This is a genomic window from Leminorella grimontii (assembly GCF_039789245.1).
Lineage (GTDB): Bacteria > Pseudomonadota > Gammaproteobacteria > Enterobacterales > Enterobacteriaceae > Leminorella > Leminorella grimontii.
In genome coordinates, this window is record NZ_CP146357.1 from 2,149,975 (window position 1) to 2,175,322 (window position 25,348).

The 25,348-nt window shown below is 52.7% G+C and carries 19 protein-coding genes and 1 tRNA gene; 10 read left to right on the forward strand and 10 right to left on the reverse strand.

The features are described 5' to 3' along the window. On the reverse strand, positions 1-3,054 hold the full coding sequence (gene ydiJ, locus V8L73_RS10035) for a D-2-hydroxyglutarate dehydrogenase YdiJ (RefSeq protein WP_347254765.1): 3,054 nt from the start codon (positions 3,052-3,054) through the stop codon (positions 1-3). A gap of 299 nt (positions 3,055-3,353) precedes the next feature. Between ydiJ and ydiK the strand changes: the two genes are divergently transcribed. After that, the gene (gene ydiK / locus V8L73_RS10040) at positions 3,354-4,457 is read left to right on the forward strand and encodes an AI-2E family transporter YdiK (protein ID WP_027273106.1); all 1,104 of its coding nucleotides are present in this window, start codon (positions 3,354-3,356) and stop codon (positions 4,455-4,457) included. Positions 4,458-4,541: 84 nt separating this feature from the next. Here the strand turns inward: ydiK and V8L73_RS10045 are convergent, their stop codons facing one another. Together V8L73_RS10045 and ppsA are read right to left on the reverse strand one after the other, a co-directional pair. Further along, positions 4,542-7,430, reverse strand: coding sequence for an autotransporter outer membrane beta-barrel domain-containing protein (locus tag V8L73_RS10045; RefSeq protein WP_347254766.1), 2,889 nt, complete (start codon positions 7,428-7,430; stop codon positions 4,542-4,544). Positions 7,431-7,756: 326 nt separating this feature from the next. Beyond that, the gene (ppsA, locus tag V8L73_RS10050) at positions 7,757-10,147 is read right to left on the reverse strand and encodes a phosphoenolpyruvate synthase (protein ID WP_347254767.1); all 2,391 of its coding nucleotides are present in this window, start codon (positions 10,145-10,147) and stop codon (positions 7,757-7,759) included. 301 nt (positions 10,148-10,448) lie between these two features. Between ppsA and ppsR the strand changes: the two genes are divergently transcribed. Together ppsR and V8L73_RS10060 are read left to right on the forward strand one after the other, a co-directional pair. Continuing rightward, on the forward strand, positions 10,449-11,270 hold the full coding sequence (ppsR, locus tag V8L73_RS10055) for a posphoenolpyruvate synthetase regulatory kinase/phosphorylase PpsR (RefSeq protein ID WP_027273103.1): 822 nt from the start codon (positions 10,449-10,451) through the stop codon (positions 11,268-11,270). A gap of 195 nt (positions 11,271-11,465) precedes the next feature. Further along, positions 11,466-12,512: a 3-deoxy-7-phosphoheptulonate synthase gene (locus V8L73_RS10060; protein WP_261830903.1), complete on the forward strand. Its 1,047-nt coding sequence runs from the start codon at positions 11,466-11,468 to the stop codon at positions 12,510-12,512. Positions 12,513-12,571: 59 nt separating this feature from the next. Here V8L73_RS10060 and lplA read toward each other — a convergent pair whose 3' ends face one another. From lplA to V8L73_RS10080, 4 genes are all read right to left on the reverse strand, one after another. Then, a complete protein-coding gene (gene lplA, locus V8L73_RS10065) occupies positions 12,572-13,591 on the reverse strand; it encodes a lipoate--protein ligase LplA (RefSeq protein ID WP_261830902.1) in 1,020 nt (339 codons plus the stop codon). Between the two features lie 114 nt (positions 13,592-13,705). Then, positions 13,706-14,071 carry a VOC family protein gene (locus tag V8L73_RS10070; protein WP_347254768.1) on the reverse strand — a complete coding sequence of 122 codons (366 nt, stop codon included), beginning with the start codon at positions 14,069-14,071 and terminating at the stop codon, positions 13,706-13,708. A gap of 100 nt (positions 14,072-14,171) precedes the next feature. After that, entirely contained in the window at positions 14,172-14,861 is a 690-nt protein-coding gene (locus V8L73_RS10075; protein ID WP_347254769.1) for a YafY family protein, read from the reverse strand. 9 nt (positions 14,862-14,870) lie between these two features. Beyond that, positions 14,871-15,338, reverse strand: coding sequence for a C40 family peptidase (locus V8L73_RS10080; protein ID WP_027273098.1), 468 nt, complete (start codon positions 15,336-15,338; stop codon positions 14,871-14,873). Positions 15,339-15,763: 425 nt separating this feature from the next. On the opposite strand from V8L73_RS10080, the gene ltaE reads away from it, so the two are divergent. Further along, complete coding sequence (gene ltaE / locus V8L73_RS10085) at positions 15,764-16,825, forward strand: low-specificity L-threonine aldolase (RefSeq protein WP_347254770.1); 1,062 nt, start codon at positions 15,764-15,766, stop codon at positions 16,823-16,825. A 39-nt stretch (positions 16,826-16,864) separates the two neighbouring features. On the opposite strand, the gene V8L73_RS10090 is transcribed toward ltaE, so the two are convergent. Then, positions 16,865-17,755, reverse strand: a complete 891-nt coding sequence (locus V8L73_RS10090; RefSeq protein WP_347254771.1) for a hypothetical protein — start codon at positions 17,753-17,755, stop codon at positions 16,865-16,867. 213 nt (positions 17,756-17,968) lie between these two features. Beyond that, positions 17,969-19,114 carry a Tat pathway signal sequence gene (locus tag V8L73_RS10095; protein ID WP_347252888.1) on the reverse strand — a complete coding sequence of 382 codons (1,146 nt, stop codon included), beginning with the start codon at positions 19,112-19,114 and terminating at the stop codon, positions 17,969-17,971. Positions 19,115-19,333: 219 nt separating this feature from the next. Between V8L73_RS10095 and V8L73_RS10100 the strand changes: the two genes are divergently transcribed. Together V8L73_RS10100 and V8L73_RS10105 are read left to right on the forward strand one after the other, a co-directional pair. Beyond that, positions 19,334-20,413 (forward strand): AI-2E family transporter, encoded by a 1,080-nt coding sequence (locus V8L73_RS10100; protein WP_347252889.1) that lies wholly within the window; start codon positions 19,334-19,336, stop codon positions 20,411-20,413. Between the two features lie 55 nt (positions 20,414-20,468). Beyond that, positions 20,469-20,936, forward strand: a complete 468-nt coding sequence (locus V8L73_RS10105; RefSeq protein ID WP_051155534.1) for a hypothetical protein — start codon at positions 20,469-20,471, stop codon at positions 20,934-20,936. A 47-nt stretch (positions 20,937-20,983) separates the two neighbouring features. Here V8L73_RS10105 and V8L73_RS10110 read toward each other — a convergent pair whose 3' ends face one another. Next, positions 20,984-21,373, reverse strand: a complete 390-nt coding sequence (locus tag V8L73_RS10110) for a DUF1090 domain-containing protein (RefSeq protein ID WP_261830894.1) — start codon at positions 21,371-21,373, stop codon at positions 20,984-20,986. A 746-nt stretch (positions 21,374-22,119) separates the two neighbouring features. Here V8L73_RS10110 and V8L73_RS10115 point away from each other — a divergent pair. The 4 genes from V8L73_RS10115 (at position 22,120) to V8L73_RS10130 (ending at position 25,342) form a co-directional block, all read left to right on the forward strand. Continuing rightward, positions 22,120-22,980, forward strand: coding sequence for a hypothetical protein (locus V8L73_RS10115; protein ID WP_347252890.1), 861 nt, complete (start codon positions 22,120-22,122; stop codon positions 22,978-22,980). Positions 22,981-23,053: 73 nt separating this feature from the next. Beyond that, complete coding sequence (locus tag V8L73_RS10120; RefSeq protein ID WP_347252891.1) at positions 23,054-24,256, forward strand: IS256 family transposase; 1,203 nt, start codon at positions 23,054-23,056, stop codon at positions 24,254-24,256. Between the two features lie 205 nt (positions 24,257-24,461). After that, positions 24,462-24,537: transfer RNA gene (locus V8L73_RS10125), tRNA-Thr, on the forward strand. A 133-nt stretch (positions 24,538-24,670) separates the two neighbouring features. Then, a complete protein-coding gene (locus V8L73_RS10130) occupies positions 24,671-25,342 on the forward strand; it encodes an MmcQ/YjbR family DNA-binding protein (protein ID WP_347252892.1) in 672 nt (223 codons plus the stop codon). The last annotated feature ends 6 nt before the right edge of the window (positions 25,343-25,348 follow it).

Sequence of the window (25,348 nt, forward strand, 5' to 3'; positions counted from 1 at the left end):
TTAAACCAGCTCCAGCAGCGCCTGAAGCGGATGCTTTAACACAACCTGATTAAACCGTTTCACCTGACTGCGGCACGAATAGCCGGTCGCCAGGCAGCGGCTTGCGCTTTTACCCGCCAGCGCCTTTTGCCAGGACAGCGCGTAAATCGCCGCCGAATTTTCGGCATTGTCGGCCTCATGGCCATAAGTTCCCGCCATGCCGCAGCAGCCCAAATTTATCGTATTCAGCGTAGCGCCGACTCGACCGAACAGGCCCTGCCACTGTCGGCCGCTGTTCGGTAGCGCGGTGCTTTCGGTACAGTGACCAAACAGATACCACGGCTCCGCCGCTACGGCCTTTTCCGGCAGCAGGTGAAGATTAGCCGTCAGCCACTCATGCACGAGAAGAACCTGAAAATCGCCCCGAGCTTCGCCAAGAATTTGTTTATATTCATCTCGATAGCACAGCACCAGCGCCGGATCGACTCCCACCATGGAGATCCCCAGCCTTGCCACCCGATTTAAGGCTTCTGACGTGCGTTTAGAGGTTTGCGCAAACTGCCGCAGGAAGCCCTTAATATGCTGCGCCTTGCCGTTGGGGCTAAACGGCAGCAGTACCGGCGTCATGCCCAGTTTCTCTATCAGCCGGACAAAGTCGGCCACTACCGCCGCGTCGTAATAGCTGGTGAACGGATCCTGAACCACCAGCACGTGACGCTGACGCTGTTCGACGACCATGGTTTCGAGCTGTTCCAGCGTAATAGAACAGGCGCGGTGCCCCTGCAGCTGCTGTTTCAGCGTAGGCGTTGACAGCTGCGGCAGGTTGACCATGCCGATGCCCTTTGCGCCAATGGCCTGCATCCACGGCTGTCGAATGAAGAAGTTAAACACCTTGGGCGCCTTGGCCATCAGCGGCGCGTAGCTCTCAACCGACGCCACCAGATAGTCTCTGGCCGGGCGGAAATAGCGGGTGTGGTAAAGCTGTAAAAAGCGAGAGCGGAAGGCAGGCACGTCAATCTTTATCGGACACTGGGTCGAGCAAGCCTTACAGGCCAAACAGGCGGACATCGACGCTTTAACTTCGTGGGAGAAGTCATACTCTCCCTTACGCTTAGCCAAGGCGTTTTGCGTTTTGGCCAAAAGCTCGCGCCAGCTCAAGCGCCGCTGCGACAGCTTTTGCTCAATCTCCAACGGATCTACGCCCGCCTCCGCCAGCTGGCGCAGCCATTCTCTTACCAGCGTCGCGCGCCCCTTCGGCGAATGAACGCGATCGCCGCTGACCTTCATCGAGGGGCACATCGGACTGTTCACATCGAAATTGAAGCACAGGCCGTTACCGTTGCACTCCATCGCGCCTTTAAACGACGTTCTTACCGCTAAAGGGATCTGCCGATCGTAGGTCCCCCGCTTAACGGCGTCCACTTTCAACAGCGGCGCATCGCTCTCCAGTGGCGTACAGATTTTCCCTGGGTTGAGGCGATTAAGCGGGTCGAAAGCGCCTTTAATCCGCCGAAGCTCTGCATAGAGTTCCTCACCGAAGAATTCGGAGCTGTATTCAGCCCTGAAACCCTTACCGTGCTCACCCCACAATAATCCGCCGTACTTGGCCGTTAGCGCGACGATGCTGTCGGACAGCTGCTTCATCAAGCGTTCCTGCTGCGGATCGCACATGTCGAGCGCGGGGCGAACGTGCAGCACGCCGGCGTCAACGTGCCCGAACATGCCGTAGGCCAAGCCGTGGCCGTCCAGCAGCGCGCGGAACTCCGCAATGTAGTCGGCTAAGTGTTCGGGAGGAACGCAGGTGTCTTCTGCGAAAGGGATCGGCTTTGCCAAGCCCTTGGCGTTACCCAAAAGGCCTACCGCCTTTTTACGCATGCCGTAAATGCGCTCAATGTCGGCCAAGTCGCTGCACAGCTGGTAGCCAATAACGCCGGCCTCGCTATTTTCCATCAGTTCGTCAAGCCTGGCGCAAAGCGCCTCTACCTGACGGGCGATAAGCGCCTCATCGTCGCCGGCGAATTCAATGATGTTAAGGCCCTGCATGTCTTTACCGGGCACGTCAGTAATAAGATTTTTTACCGACTCCCAAACGATGTCCTCGCGGGCCAGGTTAAACACCTTGGAGTCTACGGTTTCGACAGAAAGCGCCTTGGCCTCGACCATCAGCGGCGCGTTGCGCAACGCGGAATCAAAGCTGTCATATTTGACGTTAACCAGCCGCCGAACCGACGGCAGGCGCGTGATATTTAAGCGGGCTTCGGTGATGAACGCCAAAGAACCCTCGGAACCGGTTAAGATACGGGTTAAGTCAAACGTTTGCAGGTCGTCGCTGTAGACGTGCTTCAGATCGTAGCCGGTCAGAAAGCGGTTCAGCTTTGGAAACTTGTCCAAAATCAGCTGGCGCTGGGTTCGGCAGCGTTCCATTACGGTGCGATAAACCTCGCCGACGCGGGTCTTTTGCGCCGCCAGCCCTTCGGCCAGCGCAACCGGCATAGGATACGTATCAAGCAGTTCGCCGTTTAACAGCACGCTTCGCAGCCCCAAAACGTGATCGGACGTTTTGCCATAGGCCAGCGAGCCCTGTCCTGACGCGTCAGTATTGACCATGCCGCCGAGCGTGGCGCGGTTGCTGGTGGAAAGCTCCGGCGAGAAAAAAAAGCCATGGGGCTTGAGGTACTGATTGAGCTGGTCTTTAATCACGCCGGCCTCAACCCGAACCCACCCTTCTTCCGTGTTCAGCTCCAGAATGCGGTTCATATAGCGGGACATATCCACCACGATGCCGTCATTGAGCGACTGCCCGTTGGTTCCCGTACCTCCGCCTCTGGGCGTAAAGCGCAGGCTTTGGTATTCATCCGCGCTGGCCGTGCGCGCAATCAGCACCACGTCAGCGGTAGAACGGGGGAAAACGATCGCCTGAGGCAAAAGCTGATAAATACTGTTGTCGGTCGCCATCGTCAGGCGATCGGCAAACTGCGTCGCTACGTCGCCGCTAAAGCCTGAGCGCTTCAGCGCCGCTAAATACGCGTTCACCAGTGCATCGACGCCCGGCGCCTGTTTGAGCTGAGGAATCATTGCCGTTAATCTCTTCTTTTTTTCTTATTTATTCATCTGCCTCGACAGGTTTAATGAGGCATTCTTAAAACATTACCCAATCCCGCAGACTAGCACACGCTGCCGCCGTTTGCGTAGCCCGTAGAGAAAATTATCCCGGTGACAAAACGACGCCATTCAGCATTAAACCTTGAAACAACACATCATTAACATTATGGCAAAAAGGATAATTTTTTCCCGTCATGAATTACGGTGGCGCAAGTACCGCCTATCGTTGATAATATCAACAATAACCCATTCATCTACAACGAGTATGGTTCATGACTCAACCACAAAAGCGCTTAGATCTTGCCCGCCTGATGTTTGGCGTACTGTTTATCACAATACTTATCGTTGCCAGCCTTTGGGTAATCCGCCCCTTCGTACTCGGCTTTGCCTGGGCAGGAATGGTGGTCATCGCGACCTGGCCGCTGCTGCTGCGCGTACAAAAGCTCACCGGCGGCAAGCGGTCGCCGGCCGTTGTGATTATGACGCTGCTGCTGGTGCTGCTGTTCGTACTGCCGTTCAGCCTGGTCATCAACAGCATTGTCGATAACAGCGGCCAACTTGTCAGCTGGCTGGGCGACTCTCAGAACTGGCACATTCCAAGCCTCAACTGGCTGGAAGACGTTCCCATGGTTGGCGAGCGCCTTCATCATGGCTGGCAAAGTTTGATTTCCGACGGCGGAAAATCGCTGGTTGCGAAGGTGCAGCCCTATGCCGGCGCGGCAACGACCTGGTTTGTGTCTCAGGCCGCCCACGTGGGAAGCTTTGTGCTGCACGGCACGCTGATGGTGGTCTTTAGCGCCATCCTCTACGCCAAGGGCGAAGCGGTCGCTAAAGGCATTCGACATTTTGCACTGCGCCTGGCGGAAGAGCGCGGAGAGGCAGCGGTGATTCTGGGGGCTCAGGCGATTCGCGCCGTTGCGCTCGGCGTCGTGGTTACGGCAATGGTTCAGGCGCTGCTGGGCGGCATCGGGCTCGCCGTTGCGGGCATTCCTTATGCAACGCTGCTGACCGTGTTGATGGTCATCTGCTGTTTGGCCCAGATTGGCCCCGGTCTGGTTCTTTTCCCTGCGGTGATTTGGCTCTACTGGAGCGGTGACAACACCTGGGGAACGGTGCTGCTGGTCTGGAGCTGTGTCGTCGTTTCACTGGACAATTTCCTGCGTCCGGCGCTGATTCGTATGGGCGCGAACCTGCCTCTGCTGCTTATTCTCTCGGGCGTTATCGGCGGCCTGTTGGCGTTTGGCATGATTGGCCTGTTTATCGGCCCCGTCGTGCTGGCGGTATCATACAGGCTTATATCCGCCTGGATGGACGAAGTGCCGGAGCCTTCAGACAGAGTGCCGGACCTTGAAGAGACGCTGGGAGACGGCAAGTAGCTTATTTATTCTCGCTTATGGATAAATAACAAGGGACGCTCTCTGAACGGCGTCCCTTGTTTCATTACTATTGAGCCCTACTCATCAAAAGCTAAAGCGATAGCCTGCATTAATCTGACGTTGATTAAACCGGTGTCCGGTCGAGCTTGCAGCGTCCAAATAAAAACTGTGCTGGTTATTTAGCTGCGTTGTCACGCCAATGCCGTTATTCCACCATCCCCCACGGTTAACGTGACTTTCCTTGGCGTCATTGAGCCGATAGCTAACTCGGCCGTCAAGCTCCGTCACGTAGCCCGTTTTTAGATAGACATTAACCGGCACCCCGCTATTGGCGCTATAGCCCACAAGCGCGCTCACGCGGCCAAGCGTGGAATGATAGGCGTCCGTGTCGATAATCAGACCGTTACTGGCTTTTATCGTCATATCATCCTGATAGGAGAAGCTGAGCTGCGCCTGTGGTTCCAGATAAACGCCATCGGCATCCGGCGAAAAATAAAAGCGTTTTCCGGCTTCTAATGAGGCGCTAAAACCGTTGCTTGAATCATCTCCGCTGACGCGCTGGCTGCTGCTGTCAGTCACGTTAAACGAGTTCTTCATTCGCGAATACTTAATCAATCCGTCAAAATAGAGTCCGCTGGCGTCCATATAGCTAGCATAGGCGCCGAAGCTCTGCGCATTAAGGCCGCCATCGCCCTGCTTATAGCTCTGGCTCGCGTTGGATGCGCCGAACATGACGCCCAGATAAATATCGTTATCCTGAGCATTGAGCCTTATATCGCTACCTAGCTGAAAGCCGTGGTAGTTCATATTGAAGCCGCTAAGCTGCCCTTTAGCGAAATTATCAAATCGCCCCGCAAAACCTCGCGCCCAAAAGTCGCCCTGCCCCTTGTCCTGACGTAATTCGCCCATGCGCTGCAACAGCGTTTGTGTTTCAGCGTAGCTCATTAAGTAGTTGGCATTAATAAAGTTGGCCGCGGCGTCAGCCGTTGAAGTAATGGGGGCTTTATTACCGCCATTTCCACCCGGCGTAGGGGAGCCGCCGTTGCTTCCGCTATTTCCACCGCCGCTTGATGCGGCGGCCAGTTGCCAGTTTTTACCATTAGCCTCTTTCTGCAGCTGATAAGTATATCCCCCCATATCTACCGTACCGCTCGTTAGCGTAAAGCTACCGCCGCCGTCGGCGGTTTCAACCAGCGTCAGTCTTTCCGTACCGTGAGTACTTTGACTTCCATCGCTAAGTACGTTCAACGTATGGCTGCCGGACGTTGTACCGTTCACAATAAGCCTGTCGCCGCTTCCGTTTTGTAAATTGGCCCGCATGACAAACGTACCGTTTCCACTGAGCGAATTGCTTACCGTTAACGTACGGAATAACCTTGTCACAGCAGGGCTGTTGGGATCGTTTTCAAATGAGGTAACGCCGCCGTTGCTTAACTCGGTAACAGCAGAACTGTCGGTCATTCTCCACTGCCCGCCGCCAGCAGTGGTCACTTTGGCGTTTTGCGCGCTTCCCAACCAAACGGAGTCATTATTGAGCGATACGCTCGCACTGCTTTTTATATCGGCATAAACGTCGCCGACCAGGCGGCTGGCATTATCGGCAATCAGGCTAACCGAGCTGCCAATCGTTCCATCAAGACCCGAAGCGGAGCTCTTTGGTACGATCGTTGCGTTAATGAGTTTACCGTTCGTCGCGCTAACGTTAACGCCGTTTAAATTTGCATTAATAGCGGAACCCTGCGCGTTGAATGCGTCTCCCTGCGCGCTCTCAATCATGCCGCCAAATTGGGTAATATTAATGACAGAGGTTCGATCTCCGCTGCTCTTTTGTCCAACGGCAAATACCGCGTGAGCATCCGCGCCGTTTGCTTTAATCGCACTGTCGCTGCCGCTGACAGTACCGGTATTAGAAATAGAAACCAGCCCTCCTTTATTGACATAAATCGCGTGAGATTGAGAACCTGATGTCTCAATCCTGTGGGCATTGCCGTCAATTTTTATTGTTGGACTAACGCCCGAGCTGGAAGCTAAAGAAGCATCGGCGACGATGCCGTAAGCGTTGTCGCCCTGCGTCACTATGCTTTGTTTGTCTCCGGTTAGAACAATTTCGGTATTGACGGCGGCAGACGCGCCATGGGCGCCGTTACCATGCGTTGTCACCGAGACAGAGGAAGGCGCAAGCGCATCGCCAATAAGAATGTGGGACATTCCGTGGCTTGTCGTCCCTGTAGCCATACCGTGAGAAGCATCGCCATGGGTTTCTATCGCGTTGTTCTCGCCGGTCAGTATGATATAACCGTCTTTTGTGTTGGCGGAACCCGTCGCAGGAACCGAGTTCCACACCCAGAGCCCGTAGGACTCTTTACCGCCGGTGCTTATTTGTACGTTGTTCGCCGTTACTTTAGTGTCGTTTGCTCCCGCAGAGCCGTTCTGTACGCGGATGCCGAATCCCGACGGTAGCTCAGAGCCGGCCAGGCCGGTCGTAATGATAGCGCCACTTCCCAAATTAACCGTGGCGCCATCTCTGGCGTCAACCCCTACGGCAGACGTTCCCATCGTCCCTGTCGACGTAGAATTGATAACGAGTGAACCTCCGTTCATCACGGTAAACGTTCCTTTATCGACCCTAAGCCCAACGGTATCCGTATTGCTTCCCAGATCAATACTCAGCGGAGCGTTAACGGTAAGCGACGATGCGCTATTCCCATCGACGACAATGGCTTTGGCCGTAGGGGCGTTAGTATTGGCCGTTGTATCGTGATTCAACGTTAATTGCCCACCGCCGGTGACTCGTATCGCTGGAGAAACTGACGTATTGGTGTAGCTTGCACTACCGCTGCTGCTTTCTGTCGTACCGTCAACGTTAAGCGTTGCCGAATGGGCCGAAAAGCTGCCCAAAAGCGCAATAGAAAGCGACAGCGCAACCTTTTTCCTTTTCGGATAGGCTGAAATGGCTCGTAATACGTTACTCATATTTCCATACTCCTTGTAACAATAAAAAGTGTTCCTCATTCACCTTTTTTTAGTGCGCAGGAACCCCTTAAAAACAATGTTTTTAATAAAAATTTCATGTCATAACAGAAGGTTAAAACTTAGAAATAATAGATAGCGTTTTAGCTTTAATAAAATCGTTTAAAACGATCGAACCATCCCTATAGATCGCTAAAAGCGATCAATGATAAGAATTATTTATGTTGAAACAGCTATTCATAAGAGCGTCATGAGAATGGTTTTCTCATAGCGAAAAAACGCCGCCGCATAAAAATGCGGCGGCGTTTTTATCTTACTCCGTCTCTGCGTCAGGCCGAAACGGAGGTTTTTTCCGCCAGCGCCAGCCAGGTCTTAATCACCGTATCCGGGTTAAGAGAGATGCTGTCGATACCCTGCTCCATCAGCCAGACCGCAAAGTCTTCATGGTCGGAAGGCCCCTGTCCGCAGATGCCGACGTATTTCCCCTGCTTCTTCGCGGCCCGAATGGCCATGGCTAGCAGCGCTTTCACTGCTTCGTTACGCTCATCAAACAGCGTTGAAACTACGCCGGAATCGCGATCCAGCCCTAGCGTCAGCTGTGTCATGTCGTTAGAACCGATGGAGAAACCGTCAAAGTGCTCCAGGAACTGTTCGGCCAGCAGCGCGTTAGAGGGGATTTCGCACATCATGATGACCTTAAGGCCGTTTTCCCCGCGCCTTAGCCCCTCAAGCGCCAGCTGGTCAACGACCGCTTTCGCCTGCTCTACGGTGCGAACGAACGGGATCATGATTTCGACGTTGGTCAGCCCCATGCGGTTGCGCACGCGCTTAACGGCCTCACACTCCAGCGCAAAGCAGGCTTTGAAGTCGTCAGAAACGTAGCGACCAGCGCCTCGGAAGCCCAGCATCGGGTTCTCTTCGTGAGGCTCATAGCGGCTTCCGCCCACCAGATTGGCGTATTCGTTAGACTTAAAGTCAGACAGGCGCACAATCACGCGCTTGGGCCAGAAGGCGGCGGCCAGCGTCGCGATGCCTTCAGACAGTCGACCGACATAAAACTCGACCGGATCGTCGTAACCCATCATCAGCTCGCGGATCTCCTCTTTTATCGAGGCTTCCTGCTGGTCAAACTCCAGCAGCGCGCGCGGGTGTACGCCGATCATACGGTTGATGATGAACTCAAGGCGAGCCAGACCGACGCCTTCGTTCGGCAGTCGGGCAAAGTCAAACGCCCGATCGGGGTTGCCGACGTTCATCATGATCTTCAGCGGAATGTCCGGCAGCGCATTGAGCTGAGAGCTCTGAACCTTAAACTCCAGCGCGTCCTGATAGATAAAGCCGGTATCGCCTTCAGCGCAGGAGACCGTGACCTGTTGCCCTTCTCGCAGCACGTCGGTTGCGTGGCCGCAGCCCACGACGGCAGGAATGCCCAGCTCGCGGGCGATAATGGCCGCGTGACAGGTGCGCCCGCCCCGGTTGGTGACAATCGCCGCTGCGCGCTTCATGATGGGCTCCCAGTCCGGGTCGGTCATGTCCGTCACCAGAACGTCCCCCGGCTGGATCCTGTCCATTTGGCTCAGGTCGGTAATAATCTTCACCGGACCGGCGCCGATGCGGTGGCCGATCGCACGGCCTTCCACCAGCACGTTGCCGCGCTTGTGCAGCTGATAGCGCTCCATCACCTGCTCGTTGGCGCGTACGGTTTCCGGCCTTGCCTGCACGATATACAGCTTGCCGGTCTGCCCGTCCTTCGCCCATTCGATATCCATTGGCCGACCGTAGTGCTTCTCGATAATCATCGCCTGACGGGCGAGCTGGTGGATCTCGTCCTCTTCCAGGCTGTAGCGATTGCACTTGGCCTCTTCGACGTCCTCGGTCCGCACCTGCTTGCCGTGCTCGCGGCTGTCGGCGTAAACCATGCGGATCTTTTTAGAACCCAGCGTGCGCCGAACGATGGCCGGACGGTCGTTCATCAGCGTTGGCTTGTGTACGTAAAACTCGTCCGGGTTTACCGCGCCCTGAACCACCATTTCACCCAGACCGTAGGCCGAGGTGATAAACACCACCTGATCGAAACCGGACTCCGTATCCAGCGTAAACATTACGCCCGCAGAGGCCAAATCAGAACGCACCATGCGCTGCACGCCGGCGGAAAGCGCCACGCCTCGATGATCGTACCCCTGATGTACGCGGTAAGAGATAGCGCGATCGTTAAACAGCGAAGCGAACACGTGCTTAATCGCCACCATCACGGCGTCAATGCCCTGTACGTTTAGGAACGTCTCCTGCTGCCCGGCAAAGGAGGCATCGGGCATATCTTCCGCCGTTGCGGAGGAGCGCACGGCAAAAGAGGCGCCCTCATTTCCCTCGGAAAGGGTCTGGTAGGCGCTGCGAATAGCCTGCTCAAGCTCGGGCTGAAAAGGCGTATCGACAATCCAGCTGCGGATCTTGGAACCTGCATCGGCCAGCGCTTTGACGTCGTCTACGTTAATGCTATCAAGCAGCTGATAAATACGCTGATTCACGCCGCTTTGCTCAAGAAAGTCGTTAAACGCCTGGGCCGTCGTGGCGAACCCGTTAGGAACAGAAACGCCCAGTTCACTCAGATTAGCGATCATTTCACCTAAAGAGGCGTTTTTACCTCCAACACGATCAACATCATGCATTCCCAATTGGTTATACCAAACAACATATTGTTGACAGCTATCGATAGCAGGCATTAGCAGTGTCCCATTAGTTTAATCAGGATGGATTAATAACAAGAAGATCCATAGAAGCAACAAATTTGCCCCTACCCTTAAAAGCTTACACAGCAATTCGTGACTTATGAAATGGTTAATCGTTTCGGCGCGTTAACTAAGTTTTCCTGTCCGAATCAACGCGTTAATTTGTTCGCAATCGCTCTTCATATGCTCGATTTCAACAATTAAATGGGGAAAAGTTAAAGCGTGTTGACGAAAGAAATAGAGAATGATTTGATTGCTACCTATTAACGACACGGCCAGTGGGAGCGATTTTTTTATGGAACGCACGGTTTTCTTTATTTCCGACGGTACCGCCATTACGGCCGAAGTCTTGGGGCACGCGGTGCTCTCTCAGTTTCCCGTCGACTTTAATCAATACACCATACCGTTCGTCGAAAATACGCTTAAAGCGCAGGAAGTCTGCCAGCAAATCGACGGCGTTTACGAAAAAACCGGACAAAGGCCCATCGTATTTTATTCCATCGTATCGCCTGACATTCGCGCGATCATAGAAAAAAGCCACGGCTACTGTCAGAACATCGTCCACACGCTGGTGACGCCCCTTGAACAGGAGCTGGGCGTCGCGCCAATACCCGCCGCGCATCGCATACACGGTCTAACGGCAAGCAACCTGACAAAATACGACGCCAGAATTGCCGCTATCGACTACGCGCTGGCCCACGATGACGGCATCTCTTTACGCAACCTTGAAGACGCTCAGGTCATTCTGCTCGGCGTATCCCGCTGCGGAAAAACGCCCACCAGCCTCTATCTGGCGATGCAGTTCGGCATCCGGGCGGCCAACTATCCGTTTACTTCCGACGACATGGACAACCTGCTGCTTCCCCCCGCGCTGAAGCCTTTCCACAGCAAGCTGTTTGGGCTGACCATTTCGCCGGAGCGCCTGTCCGCCATTCGTCAGGAGCGCCGTGAAAACAGCCGATATGCGTCGCTGCGCCAGTGCCGTATTGAGGTCACCGAAGTCGAAGCCCTCTATCGAAAGCACAACATCCGCTTTCTCAACAGCACCAACTATTCCGTAGAAGAGATCTCCACCAAGCTGTTGGACATTCTGGGTATGACCCGACGAATGTATTAAACCCGACGTTAAACACAGTGCTTTTTACCGCATGTTCCCTTTAGGCGTGCGGTTTCTCGCTTCATCACGCGTTTTTTACCGCTTGAAACGAATTCATTTCTTTCCCTATTTGCAAGGCGGTTGGTTTCCGTTATTGTGATGTCCATCACTTCCCGGCATATCGCCGAAGAGAAGAACCGCTTTTAGAGAAAAACCATGCACAAAACAGATGAACTCAGGACCTCGCTGGTTGACAGCCTGATGACGCCTGAGGAACTGGCGCTGCGCTATCCGATTAACGCGGACATCATCGCCAACGTAACCGCCTCCCGCCAACGGATTGAGCGCATTATTCACGGGGAGGATCCTCGCCTTTTAGTCATCGTCGGCCCCTGTTCCATACACGATACCGACGCCGCGCAGGAATACGCCCGGCGGCTGAGCGAGCTTAGAATTCGATATCAGGACCGGCTTGAAATCGTCATGCGCACCTATTTTGAAAAACCGCGCACCGTCGTTGGGTGGAAAGGCCTTATTTCCGACCCCAATCTGGACGGCTCATTTCAGGTCAATAAGGGACTCGCGCTGGCCCGTGCGCTGCTTATCCAGATAAATCAGCTTGGGCTGCCGACGGCGACCGAATTTTTAGATATGGTGATCGGGCAGTACATTGCCGACCTCATCAGTTGGGGAGCCATCGGCGCCCGAACGACGGAAAGCCAGGTGCACAGGGAGATGGCGTCAGCGCTCTCCTGCCCGGTCGGCTTTAAGAACGGTACCGACGGCAGCACGCGTATCGCTCTTGATGCTATCCGCGCCGCACGCTCAAGCCATATGTTCCTCTCACCGGACAAGCGTGGCCAAATGAGCATTTATCGCACCCGCGGCAACCCTTATGCCCACATTATTTTACGCGGCGGTAAAACCCCAAATTATCACGCGGCGGACATCGCCTCTGCCTGCGACAACCTGCGCCAGTTTGACCTTCCGGAGCATCTGGTGGTCGATTTCAGCCACGGCAACTGCCAAAAGCTGCACCGGCGTCAGTTGGACGTCTGTGATAACGTCTGTCAGCAAATTGACGCGGGTTCAAGAGCGATCGTGGGCGTAATGGCGGAAAGTTTCCTTGTAGAAGGAAGCCAGAAGCAGCAAAACGGACAGCCGTTGACCTACGGTCAGTCAATTACCGATCCGTGCCTGAGCTGGAGCGATACGGAAAAAATGCTGGGTACTCTGGCGCGCGCGGTAGAGAGCCGTTTCTAAATTAGCGAGCCTGTTCGCCCAACGCTGCGGCGCCTTCTTCAATCGGCGCCGCGCTTTTCTTAGCGAACAATATCTGACATCCAGCCGCTAAGTTCAGCTAATTCCTTCGCCTGTTCAGGGAAGTCCACTGCGACTTCATCGCAGCACTTCTTAAGCGCTTCGCTTTGATACTGGCAGCCCTGTAGCCTTTCGGCCAGTGCTTCCAAAGGCGCCGGATTTAAGCTGTCGGTAAACAGCTGTGTTCTGCTGATGCGTCCTTTTTCTACGTCGAAGTGCAGCTCAACGCCGCCCCAGACAAAGCGCTGGTCCAACAGGTGGGTAAACGCGGGGGCCTGTCCGAAATTCCACTGCCAGCTGCTTTGACGCTCGAAGGTTTCCACAAAACCCGGCAGATCGGGCAGCGCGTCAGGTGAAATGACTTCCGCTTCGGTCCGTTCGCCGTAGTGGCTGAAAAAAGACTCCGTGACAGCGTCACATACTTGCCGATGAGTGATCCCCGGCAGCAGCTCGCTCAAGTTAGTGACTCTTCCCCTTACGGACGCAATTCCCTTCGCCTGTAGCTTCTTTTTATCCGGATTGAGGTAGTTAGCCAAGCGGCTCAAATCAGCGCTTAACAGCAGCGTTCCGTGGTGAAAGCCCCGGTCCATTGTCTCCCTGTAGGCCGAACCGGACACCTTTCTTTCGCCTTCTTCCGTTTCCACCACCAGATCGTTACGCCCGGAGGCCGTCGCCTTTACGCCAAGCGAGTTGAGCGCATTGACCACAATCGCGGTAGAAACGCTTTTATCGTATTCGGGCTTGCCGGCCATGAAGGTGAAGCAGGTGTTGCCAAGATCGTGGAAGACCGCGCCGCCGCCGCTGCTGCGCCGCGCAAGCTTAACGTTATCCTCCTCCATCCGGCGCGTGTTGCACTCCTTCCACGGATTTTGCGCCCGCCCGATAACCACCGTATCGGCATTGCGCCACAGGAATAATACCCGCTGTGTCGCGGGCATCTGGCGAAAAATGCACTCTTCAACGGCAAGGTTAAACCAAGGGTCATAAGAGTCGGAAATCAACAGGCGCAGTGAGGACGACATACGGGTATCCTTTAACCAAAATAGATAGATATCCTGTTATTTTATCACAAATCTTTCGTCCTCAGGACCGGGGCATGAATTCCCGGCCATAAAGATACGCCTTTGCCCGGTAATCTATTCGGCAACAAACACGCGCAGGCGGTGCCCGTCGGGATCACAGGCGGTGAAGGTATAGCCGAAGTCCATAAGCACCGGAGCTTGTAGGATCTTGACGCCCTTTTCCTTCCACTGTCGGTAGTAGAGATCGACGTCCTGACGCGACTCAAGGCCAAAGGCCAGTTCGCCGCTGGCAGTAATTTCCCCGGCGCGGGGCTCTACCGTATGCTTTGACCAAAGCCCGAACAAAACGCCGGACTCAAAGCGAAACATGCCAAACGTGGGGGATGCCTCCAGCGGCTGACGCCCCAGCAGTTTCTCATAAAACGCGCAGCTTGCTTGCGGGCTATCCACGTACAAAATTAGCATATTGGCGTCTAACATATTTATCTCCTTGATGTACTGATTGCAGGCCGTATCAGTGGCCCGGTGAGTTCAAGGAGGAGAATACTGAGGTGAAGTGACAGTTTGTGTCAGTAGTCGGCTAATCTTGCGTGATGCCGTTATGGCGATACCACTCTTTTAACAGCGTCTGGCGGCGCCGCGGATACCGTTCATCCAGAATGCGCAGTTCTCTCAGACGATCGACCCGAAAGTTTCGCACCTCGTTACGCAGCTCGCACCACGCAAGCAGCAGGCGGACGTCGTCAAAAAAACCTATTGCAAACGGCCAAACGGTTCGTCGCGTTGCGCGACCTGACTTATCCGTATAGCTCATCTCTATTTTACGTTCATTCTCAACGGCAGCGCGCAGGCGGGTAATCATCTCCTGGCAGTGAAGCGTTCGGTCGGAAGGCCCAATGAGCAAAGGCGCGCTCTCAAGCCGATAGCGAAGCGGCGGCGAAACGACGGCGGCAATCTTGGCCAGCGCCTGCGTCGCAGCAGTGGCCAGCTCGTCATCAACGCGCTTTTTCACCCAGCGGGCGCCGAGAGTCAGCGCCTCAACTTCCTGTGGCGTAAACATCAGGGGAGGAAGCAGAAAACCGTCTTTCAAGACGTAGCCTACGCCCGCCTCGCCTTCTATCGCCGCCCCCTGAGCCTGCAGGCTTCGAATATCGCGATACAGCGTTCTCAGACTAACGTTGAGGCTAGCCGCCAGCGCTTTGCCGCTCATAGGATAACGGTGGCTACGAAGAAGCTGCAGCAGGGACAGCAGGCGTTCAGAGCGGGACATAAGCCCTTCCTACAGTCGTCGAGACTGCCAATAGGCGCTCTTCCAATAGGGGCTGTCCAGAGAGGACGTCATCACGCCCTTGCTGGTGGATGCGTGAAGGAAAGTGCCATCGGCATCGTAAATGCCGACGTGAAGACCGTTTTCACCCCGGCCGGTTTTAAAGAAAACGAGGTCGCCCGGCATCAGCTCATCGCGGGAAACGGGCGAACCAATGCTCGCCTGCTGCTTTGTCGTACGGGGAAGATTGATATTGAATCTGTCCTGAAAGGTCAAAAGAACGAAACCAGAGCAGTCCACGCCGCTGCGCGACAAGCCGCCGTAATGATAAGGCGCGCCACGCCATTCTCGATGCTGTTCTTTAAGCTGGGCCAAAACGTAGATGGGATCGGAGAGCTTACCGCTCGGCGGCGGCGCTTTGTGGCTGGAACAGCCCGCGAGCACCAGCAAAGCCAGCACGAATAAATGACGTAAACGCATCGGGTTCTCTTCTCCACTGATTATTTCTACTACAGATGTTTAATTAGCCTAATTATCGAAAGAAAACAAGATATCTGTCCATTTTATCGAGTTATTACGCATTTTTTGGCAACAGGGCGCATTTGATCGCCTTTTCTCCCTCAAGGATCGTAAAGATCCTCCTTTCTGGGTTGGCGAAAATGAATAAAAGGCGAACGATGCCTCATGCTAACGCGCCCTCACCTCGCTTAACGAAATAAAACGCTTTTGGGAAGCCAGCTTTTCGCTCTAGCGCTTATTTACTGCGATATTTCCGAGTGCATCTCCATAGTCAGTTTAGCGGTTGAGCATCTCCTCTTTCCTTTTCACTTTTTCTTCTCCCCTCTGTCGTGATACAACAGGCGTAAATAACGTCAATCGCCTTCCCCACAGACCGAGGTGTTCTTATGATCGATTTGCGCAGTGATACCGTAACCCGCCCCAGTAAGGCTATGCGACAGGCCATGGCGGACGCCGCCGTGGGTGATGACGTTTACGGTGACGACCCTAGCGTCAACCAGCTTGAACAGGAAGCCGCTGCGATGTCCGGCAAAGAAGCCTCGCTGTTTTTACCTACCGGTACGCAGGCCAACCTTGTGGCGCTGTTAACGCACTGTCAGCGCGGCGATGAGTATATCGTCGGGCAAAGAGCCCATAATTACATGTTTGAGGCCGGAGGCGCCGCCGTACTGGGCAGCATTCAGCCCCAGCCTATCGATATCGCCCCGGACGGTACGCTGCCGCTGGAAACGGTCGCCAGCGTCATAAAGCCGGACGACTTCCACTTCGCGCAGGCTCGCCTGCTCTGTCTGGAAAACACGCACAACGGCAAGGCGCTTCCGTTGGATTACCTGCATCAGGCGTGGGCGTTTACCCGCAAGAAAAAGCTGGCGCTTCACGTCGACGGCGCGCGTATTTTTAACGCCGCGGTGGCGATGAACGTGCCTTTAACCACCTTGACGCAGTACTGCGATACGCTGACGATTTGCCTGTCTAAAGGGCTTGGCGCGCCGGTGGGTTCGCTTCTCTGCGGCAGCACCGAGTACATCAAGCGCGCGCGCCGCTGGAGAAAAATGGTCGGCGGTGGGATGCGTCAGGCCGGCATCCTCGCTCAGGGCGCGCTTTATGCCCTGCACCATAACGTCGAACGCCTTAGGGAAGACCACGACAACGCCCGCTGGCTCGCGCAGCGCCTTGAGGAAATGGGCGTCGAGGTTATTGGCTCCGGCGCACAAACCAACATGCTGTTCGTCCGCATCCCCGCCAATGAGGCTAACCAGCTCGGCCCCTGGATGAAGCAGCGCGGCGTTCTGATTAACGCCGGCCCGGTCACGCGCATCGTGACTCACCTCGACGTATCGAAAGAGGACCTGCAGCGCGTCGCCGAACTGTGGGGCGAGTTTAAGCGGCTGATGGCCGTTCCCGGCTCTGGCTCAGGCCAGGCTTCCAGGGCGATTTACGAGGGGTAAGGTCAGAAAGCCCGCAGTTTGCCGCTGCGGGCGATTCCCTCAGCCTTTATGGTCACGAGTACAACAGCCGCGAAGAGCCACATTGAACTGAACTATAGCGTCTGTAGCCAACGGCCACTCTGATACTGTCTCTGAATTTTTAACGGCCATTCGCCAGAGGTAGGGAAAAAAGTCGTCTTCTAGCGCTTTCTTTCCTACCCAGCAGCGGTGCACAAGCAGCTCTCTGGCTTCATCAATCGTTATTTTCTGTTCCTTTAGGTCTTCTAATAGTTCGCGGGACGCTGTATCCGCCAAATCCATCCGGCCATCAACGTTATAGAAGGTAAAATCCCCACTTTGATAATTACGGGAGAATGCTGTCTTCCAGCGAGAGTTACTGCCCCAACCGTGAGAGCAATCGTGAGCAGGACGGTTTATGCGCTGATTAGTAAAATAAAGGACGCTTTTATCCGCTATTCCATTAAGAATGCCGTACTCCGGAGGGCAATAAACGTCTACGGCGCAACGGGAAAAAATAAGCTCGCCCAAACGTAATCCCGGCCAGTAACTTCTCCCTAGGGTAATTCCTTCACTAAAGCTATTAAAATTGCCGACGCTAATGATTTCACATAGAGCGGGAGTAAAGGCCTCCGGTCTGTCATAAGGTTCGAATCCCAGCTCTTGAAAGAAGTGCAGGTATTCCTCACGCGAGAGATTAAGCGGAAGCAACAGGTGGTCGTTAACGACTGAAAGCGCAAACAATCTCATAAGATCGTCGCTATTCACGATACCAGGTCGAGAGTCCTCCAAGCGGCGCAGGTACTCAAAAGATGCCATTATCGCTTTCAGTCTGGGTATTGCTGGTCGTAGCACGTCTTGAAATAAGGCGTTTCCCGAATACGCCATGATTTCATCATGAAGGGCGCGAAAACACATATCCGTTTTTATCATCGATGTACCTATCCCTGATTTCGTATCCCATCACATTGAATATTATTCTAAAAAATGCGGCGATTTTTTATGAAAGATTCGCGGTAGTTTTTAAGACAAAATTCCTTTTCCCGCCCTGGTCATCCTACTCAAAGCGCCTTGATGATGAAAGGGGGTTTATGTCAAAGCCGCTTGCAAAAACAAGCGGCCTTTTCCTCATAAACACGATAGTCGTCAGGCAGGCATAACCACACCGTGCATCATCGCCCTGACGGCCTCTTCCCCCTGCGTAGCGTAGGCATAATGGACGCGCATAGCGCTGTACGTCGAATAGAGGCGATTTCGTAGCGCATTAAAGGCCGCGGCGTCGTTCGGCGCTATTTGGTAATCCTGCTTCGCGATCTTTTCTATGACCGGCAGCGTCTGTTTAATCGCCGGTACTGACAGCACAAAGTCGTGATCCCCTAGGTGGCAAATATATCCCTCTTGGCGAGCGATATTCGCCAGCGTCACGCCGTCGCCCTTTCTCACCACCAGCCCGTAGGAAACGGGGTCTGTACCCGCAATAATCGCGGCGGCGTCCAGCCATGCGGCAATTTGCGCCTCGTCGTTTTCCGCCGTTGGCGCCTGATGGGCGCACGCCGTCGCAACGACCAGCTCGGCAGGCATTTTTCGATATATCAGCTCTGCGACGGATAAAATATGGTGCTCCCCGGTCCCGGCCAGCGTCTGCTCCTGGCGGCTGGAGTGGTCTTCCTGCCACTGAAAAACGTACGGCTTATGGAGATCGTGTAAAAGCTGTGCGGACAGCGCAATGTCCCGCTCTACCTGATAGTTATAGACGTCAACGTACGTATCAACGATGCCATTAGTTATAAACACGTTGGCCGCAACGTGCGTCGCCAGCCCGCCCGGATAGGCGTGGTGGCTTTGATAACCGCTCCCCGGCGCGCTGAAAAACGCCTCACCGTCCTTGCGCTTTGTGGGCATTGGGGGAAGAAAGCTTTTCTCGTCAGCCTTTGTGTATCCTTTGGCGCTAAGCGTCTGCCAAACCTCCCGGCGGCTATCGGCATCCAGCCGTATGACGGACAATGGCTGCGGTTGGCTATAGATAGTTGCAATCGTTCGGCGCAAATCACCGTTCTTTACCGTGCCGATCTGCTGTTCCAGATAGCTTCGCGCGTGCTGAACCAGAGAAGATCCGGTCGCCATCTCTTCTGGCGAAAGCGCCTTACAGGCGTTAAGTGAAATAGGGTTAATCGCCTGAGTTATGCGGCGAGACGTCCCCTGGGCCCATGCAGGAGCCTGAGAAAACAGCATTGCCGCCGTCGCTACGGTCGCGCTTTTAATAAATAGCCGCCGGTTATAGTCGCTTTTCATCGCTCATTCCTTATTGATTAAGTTTATTTTTTTAAAGGCAAAGAGAGATTAACTGCGGTTTATAACGGTAGCGTGAAAGCTCGGTGACGGTTTTATGACGAATAAAAAGCGGGACGCTCAAACCGGTTTTCGATTAAAATGCACACCCATTTATTTAGTGAACAGCACAACCAAGCAACAAGTTAAGGCAAAAACGGCCGTTAACGTGGAGATTTCCCTATGTCTAAATCGATAATCACGTCAGATGGCCTAAAGATCGTTATTATGCTGGCCATGCTGGTTATCATTTTAGCCGGCGTTAAGGTTGCGGCCGCTATCGTTGTCCCGCTCATTCTGTCGCTGTTTATCGCCGTCGTGCTTAATCCGGTCGTCCGCGGCCTGGAAAAGTTGCACATTCCGCGCGTGCTTGCGGTTTTTTTGCTGTTGACCATTCTCGTTGTTACGGTTTTTCTGCTGACGTCCTATCTTGGGGCCGCGCTCAATGAGCTGGCGAGAACGCTTCCGCTGTATCGCGCCTCGCTCTTTGCACCGCTGCAGAAGCTTGCGCTTTGGTTACAGGACGCAGGAATTGCCGTGTCGGCAGAGGACCTCACCAAGTACTTCGATCCCGGTGCGGCGATGTCTGTGCTGACCAAAACGGTGGCTCAGCTATCCAATGCGATGACGTCGGTCGTTTTATTACTGCTCACCGTCGTTTTCATGCTGCTGGAGGTGCCACAGCTTCCCGGCAAGCTACGGCAGGTGATGTCGCGCCCTGCGGAAGGCATGAACGCCATTGCCCAAGCCGTTAACGACGTGACGCACTATCTGGCGTTAAAAACCGCCATTAGCCTGCTTACCGGCCTGGTCGTATGGGGCATGCTGGTTTTGCTTGAGGTTCGCTTTGCGTTTATCTGGGGCCTGCTGGCCTTCTTGCTTAACTTTATTCCCACTATCGGTTCTATACTGGCCGCCATTCCTCCCGTCCTGCAAACGCTGGTATTTATCGGCCCTTATGAAGCGCTGCTCGTCACGGGCGGTTATCTCGCCGTAAATCTGGTATTGGGGAATATCCTTGAGCCAAGGGTGATGGGCCGGGGTTTAGGGCTTTCAACGCTGGTCGTATTCCTTTCCCTCATCTTTTGGGGCTGGCTGTTGGGGCCGGTCGGCATGCTGCTTTCGGTACCCTTAACTATCGTCTTGAAGATAACGTTGGAACAAACCAACGGTGGGCATAATATTGCCGTACTCTTAAGCGACTTGCCTGACAGCGCTCAAAATGAAGGTTCTGATTTCGGCATTAGTCAAAAGAAACGTTAACATTAGAATATATAAATAACACACATTAGGCGCTATACGCGTTCACGGACGTAGCATGAGTAACATTGCGGTAGGAAAACTCCTCATTAACGATGAAGAGACGATAGTAAAAATGCCGGACAGCGAAATTCGCATGCCGATAGGCGCCAAGCGGCTTTCTCATTTCCAGCTTCAGCATGAGCCTGCGCTGGCCGCTGAGCTGGAACTTGGCATTGAAATCGTTGAAGACGTTATTATGCCGGAAAGAAAAAAGCTGGCCGGTGAGATAGCGTTAACGACCGACAGCGCGGTTATCAGGCGCATCCCTACCCTGACCGCGATAAATTCCACACGGGAAAACTACGTCAGCGTTGAACAGGTTGAGGACGTTTTCAACCAGCTTGCGGATATCGTTAACGGCAGCCCGGCATTGAGAAAAGCAATTCCCTATGACGCTGAATTTACCGCTACTCTGTTGATTGTCAGAGAGCTGCTCCACCATTGGAACGTTGACCATATCCGCCTGACAGAAAAAGATAAATAAAAAAGCCCCGCACTAATGCGAGGCCGGGACGAGCATTGCGTATTCGCTTAGCGAAGCAGCTCTGCTTGTGCTTCTTTCAGCTCTTCAAGCGCTTCGTCCAGCTTTTTTTGCTTTTTAGCGACCTTATCGCTTCGACCATCGGCCTGGGCTTCCTGCAGCTCCTGTTTACGCTCGGCTACCTTCGCCTTTTTCTCGGCGATATCCTGCTCGCGCTGCGCTTTCAACGTGGCATCGTTACAGCCGTCTTTAATTTCCTGCAGGGCCTTTTCCAACCCAGCGACCCGATGAGCATTATTATACTTTTTAGCCTGTTCAATCTGCTGTTCAACCTCATGCTGCTTGGCGGCGCATCCGGTCAGCCCCTCAGCCGCCAGCGCGGAGGTGGAAACAGAAAAAGCGAATGCACAGGCTGCCAGCGCCATAACTTTGAAATTCATAATTCTCCCTTATTTATATCAATATCATCAGACTTCGATATGGAGTCTAACGCAAAGATCTTAACTAAAACTTAAAACAAAATACACACATTAAGCGTTGCACCTTCACGGGAAAAACAGAGAGCAATAATCAACAAATAAAATCATTAACGTGTTTCACCATTTTCCATTCGGCTCATGTATTGATAACAAAACGTCGTAAACAATAGCAAAATGATACTGCCGATAAGCGTAAGGTCAATTAATGAAGAAATCGATTCACAGCGATTTAGAACGGCGTTCAGACATATAGTCATAACGTACCGCTGAACAATACGGTCAAAACGACCGCGTTATTTACCTGTAAAGTAAAGAGTACGAGTGCAAACCCGCCTTTACTTAAAGCATTTTTTAAGCTTTAAACTTTATTTTATGAAGGCTTGATGAATCCGTTTATGTGATTAAAATCACACTTAGAGATTAGATACCGATAACCCACTTACATAAAAGGAGGAATCATCATGGCAAAGCTCATTAAGTCAACGTTCGCACGTATTTCCGATACCGTTGTGGAGCTGTCAACGCCTCACTTTTTTTAAGCTTTTTTCATAGGTAAAAGCGAATATAGACAATCTTAAGGGACGGGAAGCTATTCCTATCCCTTAATGCTTTTTGGAATAGCTCAAATACGTCCCTTTGTTTATTCTGAATATTGTGTAGACTTAGCCAATAAAAGAAGGCATCTGCATCAATTGGAAAGGACAACCGTGACGGACTCAAACGCTCAGACTAAACGTTTTCATAAACCTATTCTTTTTATTCTCGCGGCCGTTATTGTTGGGGGGATCGCATTTTATATTGCAACGCCCTCCTCTCCGCCCAGCTGTTCGAAACCATCACTAAATGAAACGCTGTCCAAGATGTATTTGCGGGCCAATATAGAAGACGCTATCTCAAACCCCGGCAGAGCGCTTTCGTCTGATAATAGGCCTATATTTTATAAGTTAAAAAATCAGGCAGAGGTCTCGTACGATAGCACCACAAGAACGCGCTATTGCACGGCAACGGCGATGTTTATCTTAAGGGACGAGAGCCAAAAGAGAGAAACCGTCGACTACGATATCGGATATATCATCAGCCCGAAAGGCGACGACTTTCAGATCCAGATGAAAGATAAGGACTATATTACTCACACATATGGTAAAAAGAGCGAAAAATCGGCCTCTCCCATTGGTGAACAAAAAATTAAAGACGCATTGATGGCCAGCGTCAAAAAACTGGACGGCGCGTCGCGCGCGATGCCTAAAAAGATAAAATCAATGTCGGAAAGCGTTGAATGGACAGCCCTGAACGGTGAATGCGTAAAGCAGGCCGACGGCTATACTTGCCCACTCATCGTTGGCTTTTACGATAACTTATTGAACGCACTGGGAAGGAACTCCAACCTTAAGCTGTATATCGATCTTCCCCTGATACAAGAAGACGGCGTCTGGAAAACGACCGACGCGTTTAACGATATTTTTCTAAAATCAATAGTCAGAGCCCGTATGATAAATATGTATGGTGAAGAGGCCGTAAAAAAGGCGGAGCAGCAGGAACAATCGCCGACAGCTAGTGGAGAAAAATAGCGCCGTTATTACGCTGGGGAGTGTTAGAAATTCTGTGTCATTCCAGTAATATACAATCAAAAAGGAATGACACATGTCCCAACCCTTCGATTTCGACAAAGCACTTAAAGCACTCCAGTCCGGTCAGGCACTAACCGGCAAGGATGGTGTTTTAACACCGTTAATCAAACAGTTAACCGAAGCAGCCCTGGCTGCTGAACTTGACTCCCATCTGGCTCAGGACGTCGAAGCTAACCGTAAAAACGGTTCCAGTAAAAAGACCATCAAAGCTCCGACCGGCAGCTTCGAATTGTCGACTCCGCGCGATCGCAATAGCACTTTTGAGCCTCAGTTAGTCAAAAAGCATCAGACCACGCTGTCCGACGAGATTGAGCGTAAGATCATTCGCCTTTTTGCGCTGGGGATGAGCTACCAGGATATCAGTCGGGAAATTGAAGATTTATATGCTTTCAGCGTGTCCACAGCCACTATCAGCGCCGTTACGGATAAAGTTGTCCCTGAATTAAAACAGTGGCAGCAGCGCCCGCTGGAGAAGGTTTATCCCTTCGTCTGGCTGGATGCCATTCACTATAAAATCCGCGAGGATGGCCGTTATCAGAGCAAAGCGGTTTATACCGTGCTGGCACTGAATCTGGAAGGCAAAAAAGATGTTCTGGGCCTGTATCTGTCGGAAAGCGAGGGCGCTAACTTCTGGCTGTCGGTATTAAGCGACCTGCAAAACCGCGGAGTGGAAGACATTCTGATTGCCTGTGTGGACGGGCTGACCGGGTTCCCGGACGCGATAAAAAGCATTTATCCGCAGACAGAGGTTCAGTTATGTATCATTCATCAGATACGTAATTCGATTAAATATGTTGCGTCAAAACACCATAAAGCGTTCATGGCTGACCTGAAGCCGGTTTACCGTGCTGTGTCGAAAGAGGCGGCGGAAACAGCGCTGGATGAGCTGGAGGCAAAATGGGGTCAGCAGTATCCGGTAGTGCTCCAGTCGTGGCGACGCAAGTGGGAAAATCTGTCAGCATACTTCCGCTATCCAACTGATATCCGTAAGGTTATTTACACCACAAATGCAATCGAATCAGTGCATCGTCAGTTCAGGAAACTGACCAAAACCAAAGGTGCTTTCCCGAATGAAAACAGCCTGCTGAAGCTGCTTTATCTGGGGCTGATGAATGCACAGGAAAAATGGACAATGCCCATCCGGAGCTGGAATTTGACATTGTCACAGTTAGCCATTTATTTTGACGGGCGGCTGAATAAAGTAATGACGTTGTAGTATTTTTAACGTGACACAGAATTCTGAACACTCTCTTACGCTGACGGATGCGGTATGCCGTTAAAAAGCATTCCGCTCTGTCAGCCCTCTTCCTCGTAATGATGCTTAAATAACCAAGAGATAATTCCGAGCCTTAGAATCGCTTGACGCTCTGTCAGAATTTCACTATGTTATGCACCTGTCGCAAGACACCGCAGATCCCTAAGCCGGTATAGCTCAGTTGGTAGAGCAGCGCATTCGTAATGCGAAGGTCGTAGGTTCGACTCCTATTACCGGCACCATTGACTTCCTCTTCAATCTCTCTAAATCAATTCAATGCATATCCAAATTCGTTTAGAGAACTAATCCGCTTTGTTTTTTACCGCCGTTGAAGCATACTTCATAATTACCTACGCTCGATAAAAGGTTAGCGCCATGATGGATATCGACGCGCTGTTTAAAAGGCGTAAGCTCAACGCAGCACGGTTGCCGCCCTTTGGATTCGTCAAGAATAAGAACGGCTATACCTATTCCACCCATCTGATTGACGGTCAGTTTGACATGACGGTTACCGTCACAAAAGAGGGGCTCGTATCGACGGAGCTGGTAGATACCTCGACGGGTGAAAGCTACGTTCTTCATCGTATTTCCAGCGCGACCGGAGCCTTCGTCGGTCGAGTTCGGGAGGAACATGACCAAGTCCTCGTGGCGATAGCCAATGCCTGTTTTGAGCCAGACGTATTTAAAAGCGAAGGCGCAAAACGGATTATCAAGTATATCCGTGAAAAATATCAGGATGAGTTAGAGTTTCTGTGGCCCCGTTTTCCCGACAACGCAATATTCAGGCGGCAGGACAGCGCAAAGTGGTATGCAGCCCTGCTGACGGTACAGAAAGGAAAGCTAGGATTAAGTGGAGACGGCGTCATTGAGATTATCGACTTACACATGAAGCCGGAAGACGTCGAAAAGCGCGTAGATAACAAACGCTACTTTCCCGGGTTTCATATGAACAAAAAGCACTGGGTCACTATTTGCCTTGATGATTCCGTTCCTCTGGAAGAAATCTTTTGCCGAATTGATGAAAGCTATGCGCTGGCAGTGAAGTAATATTCT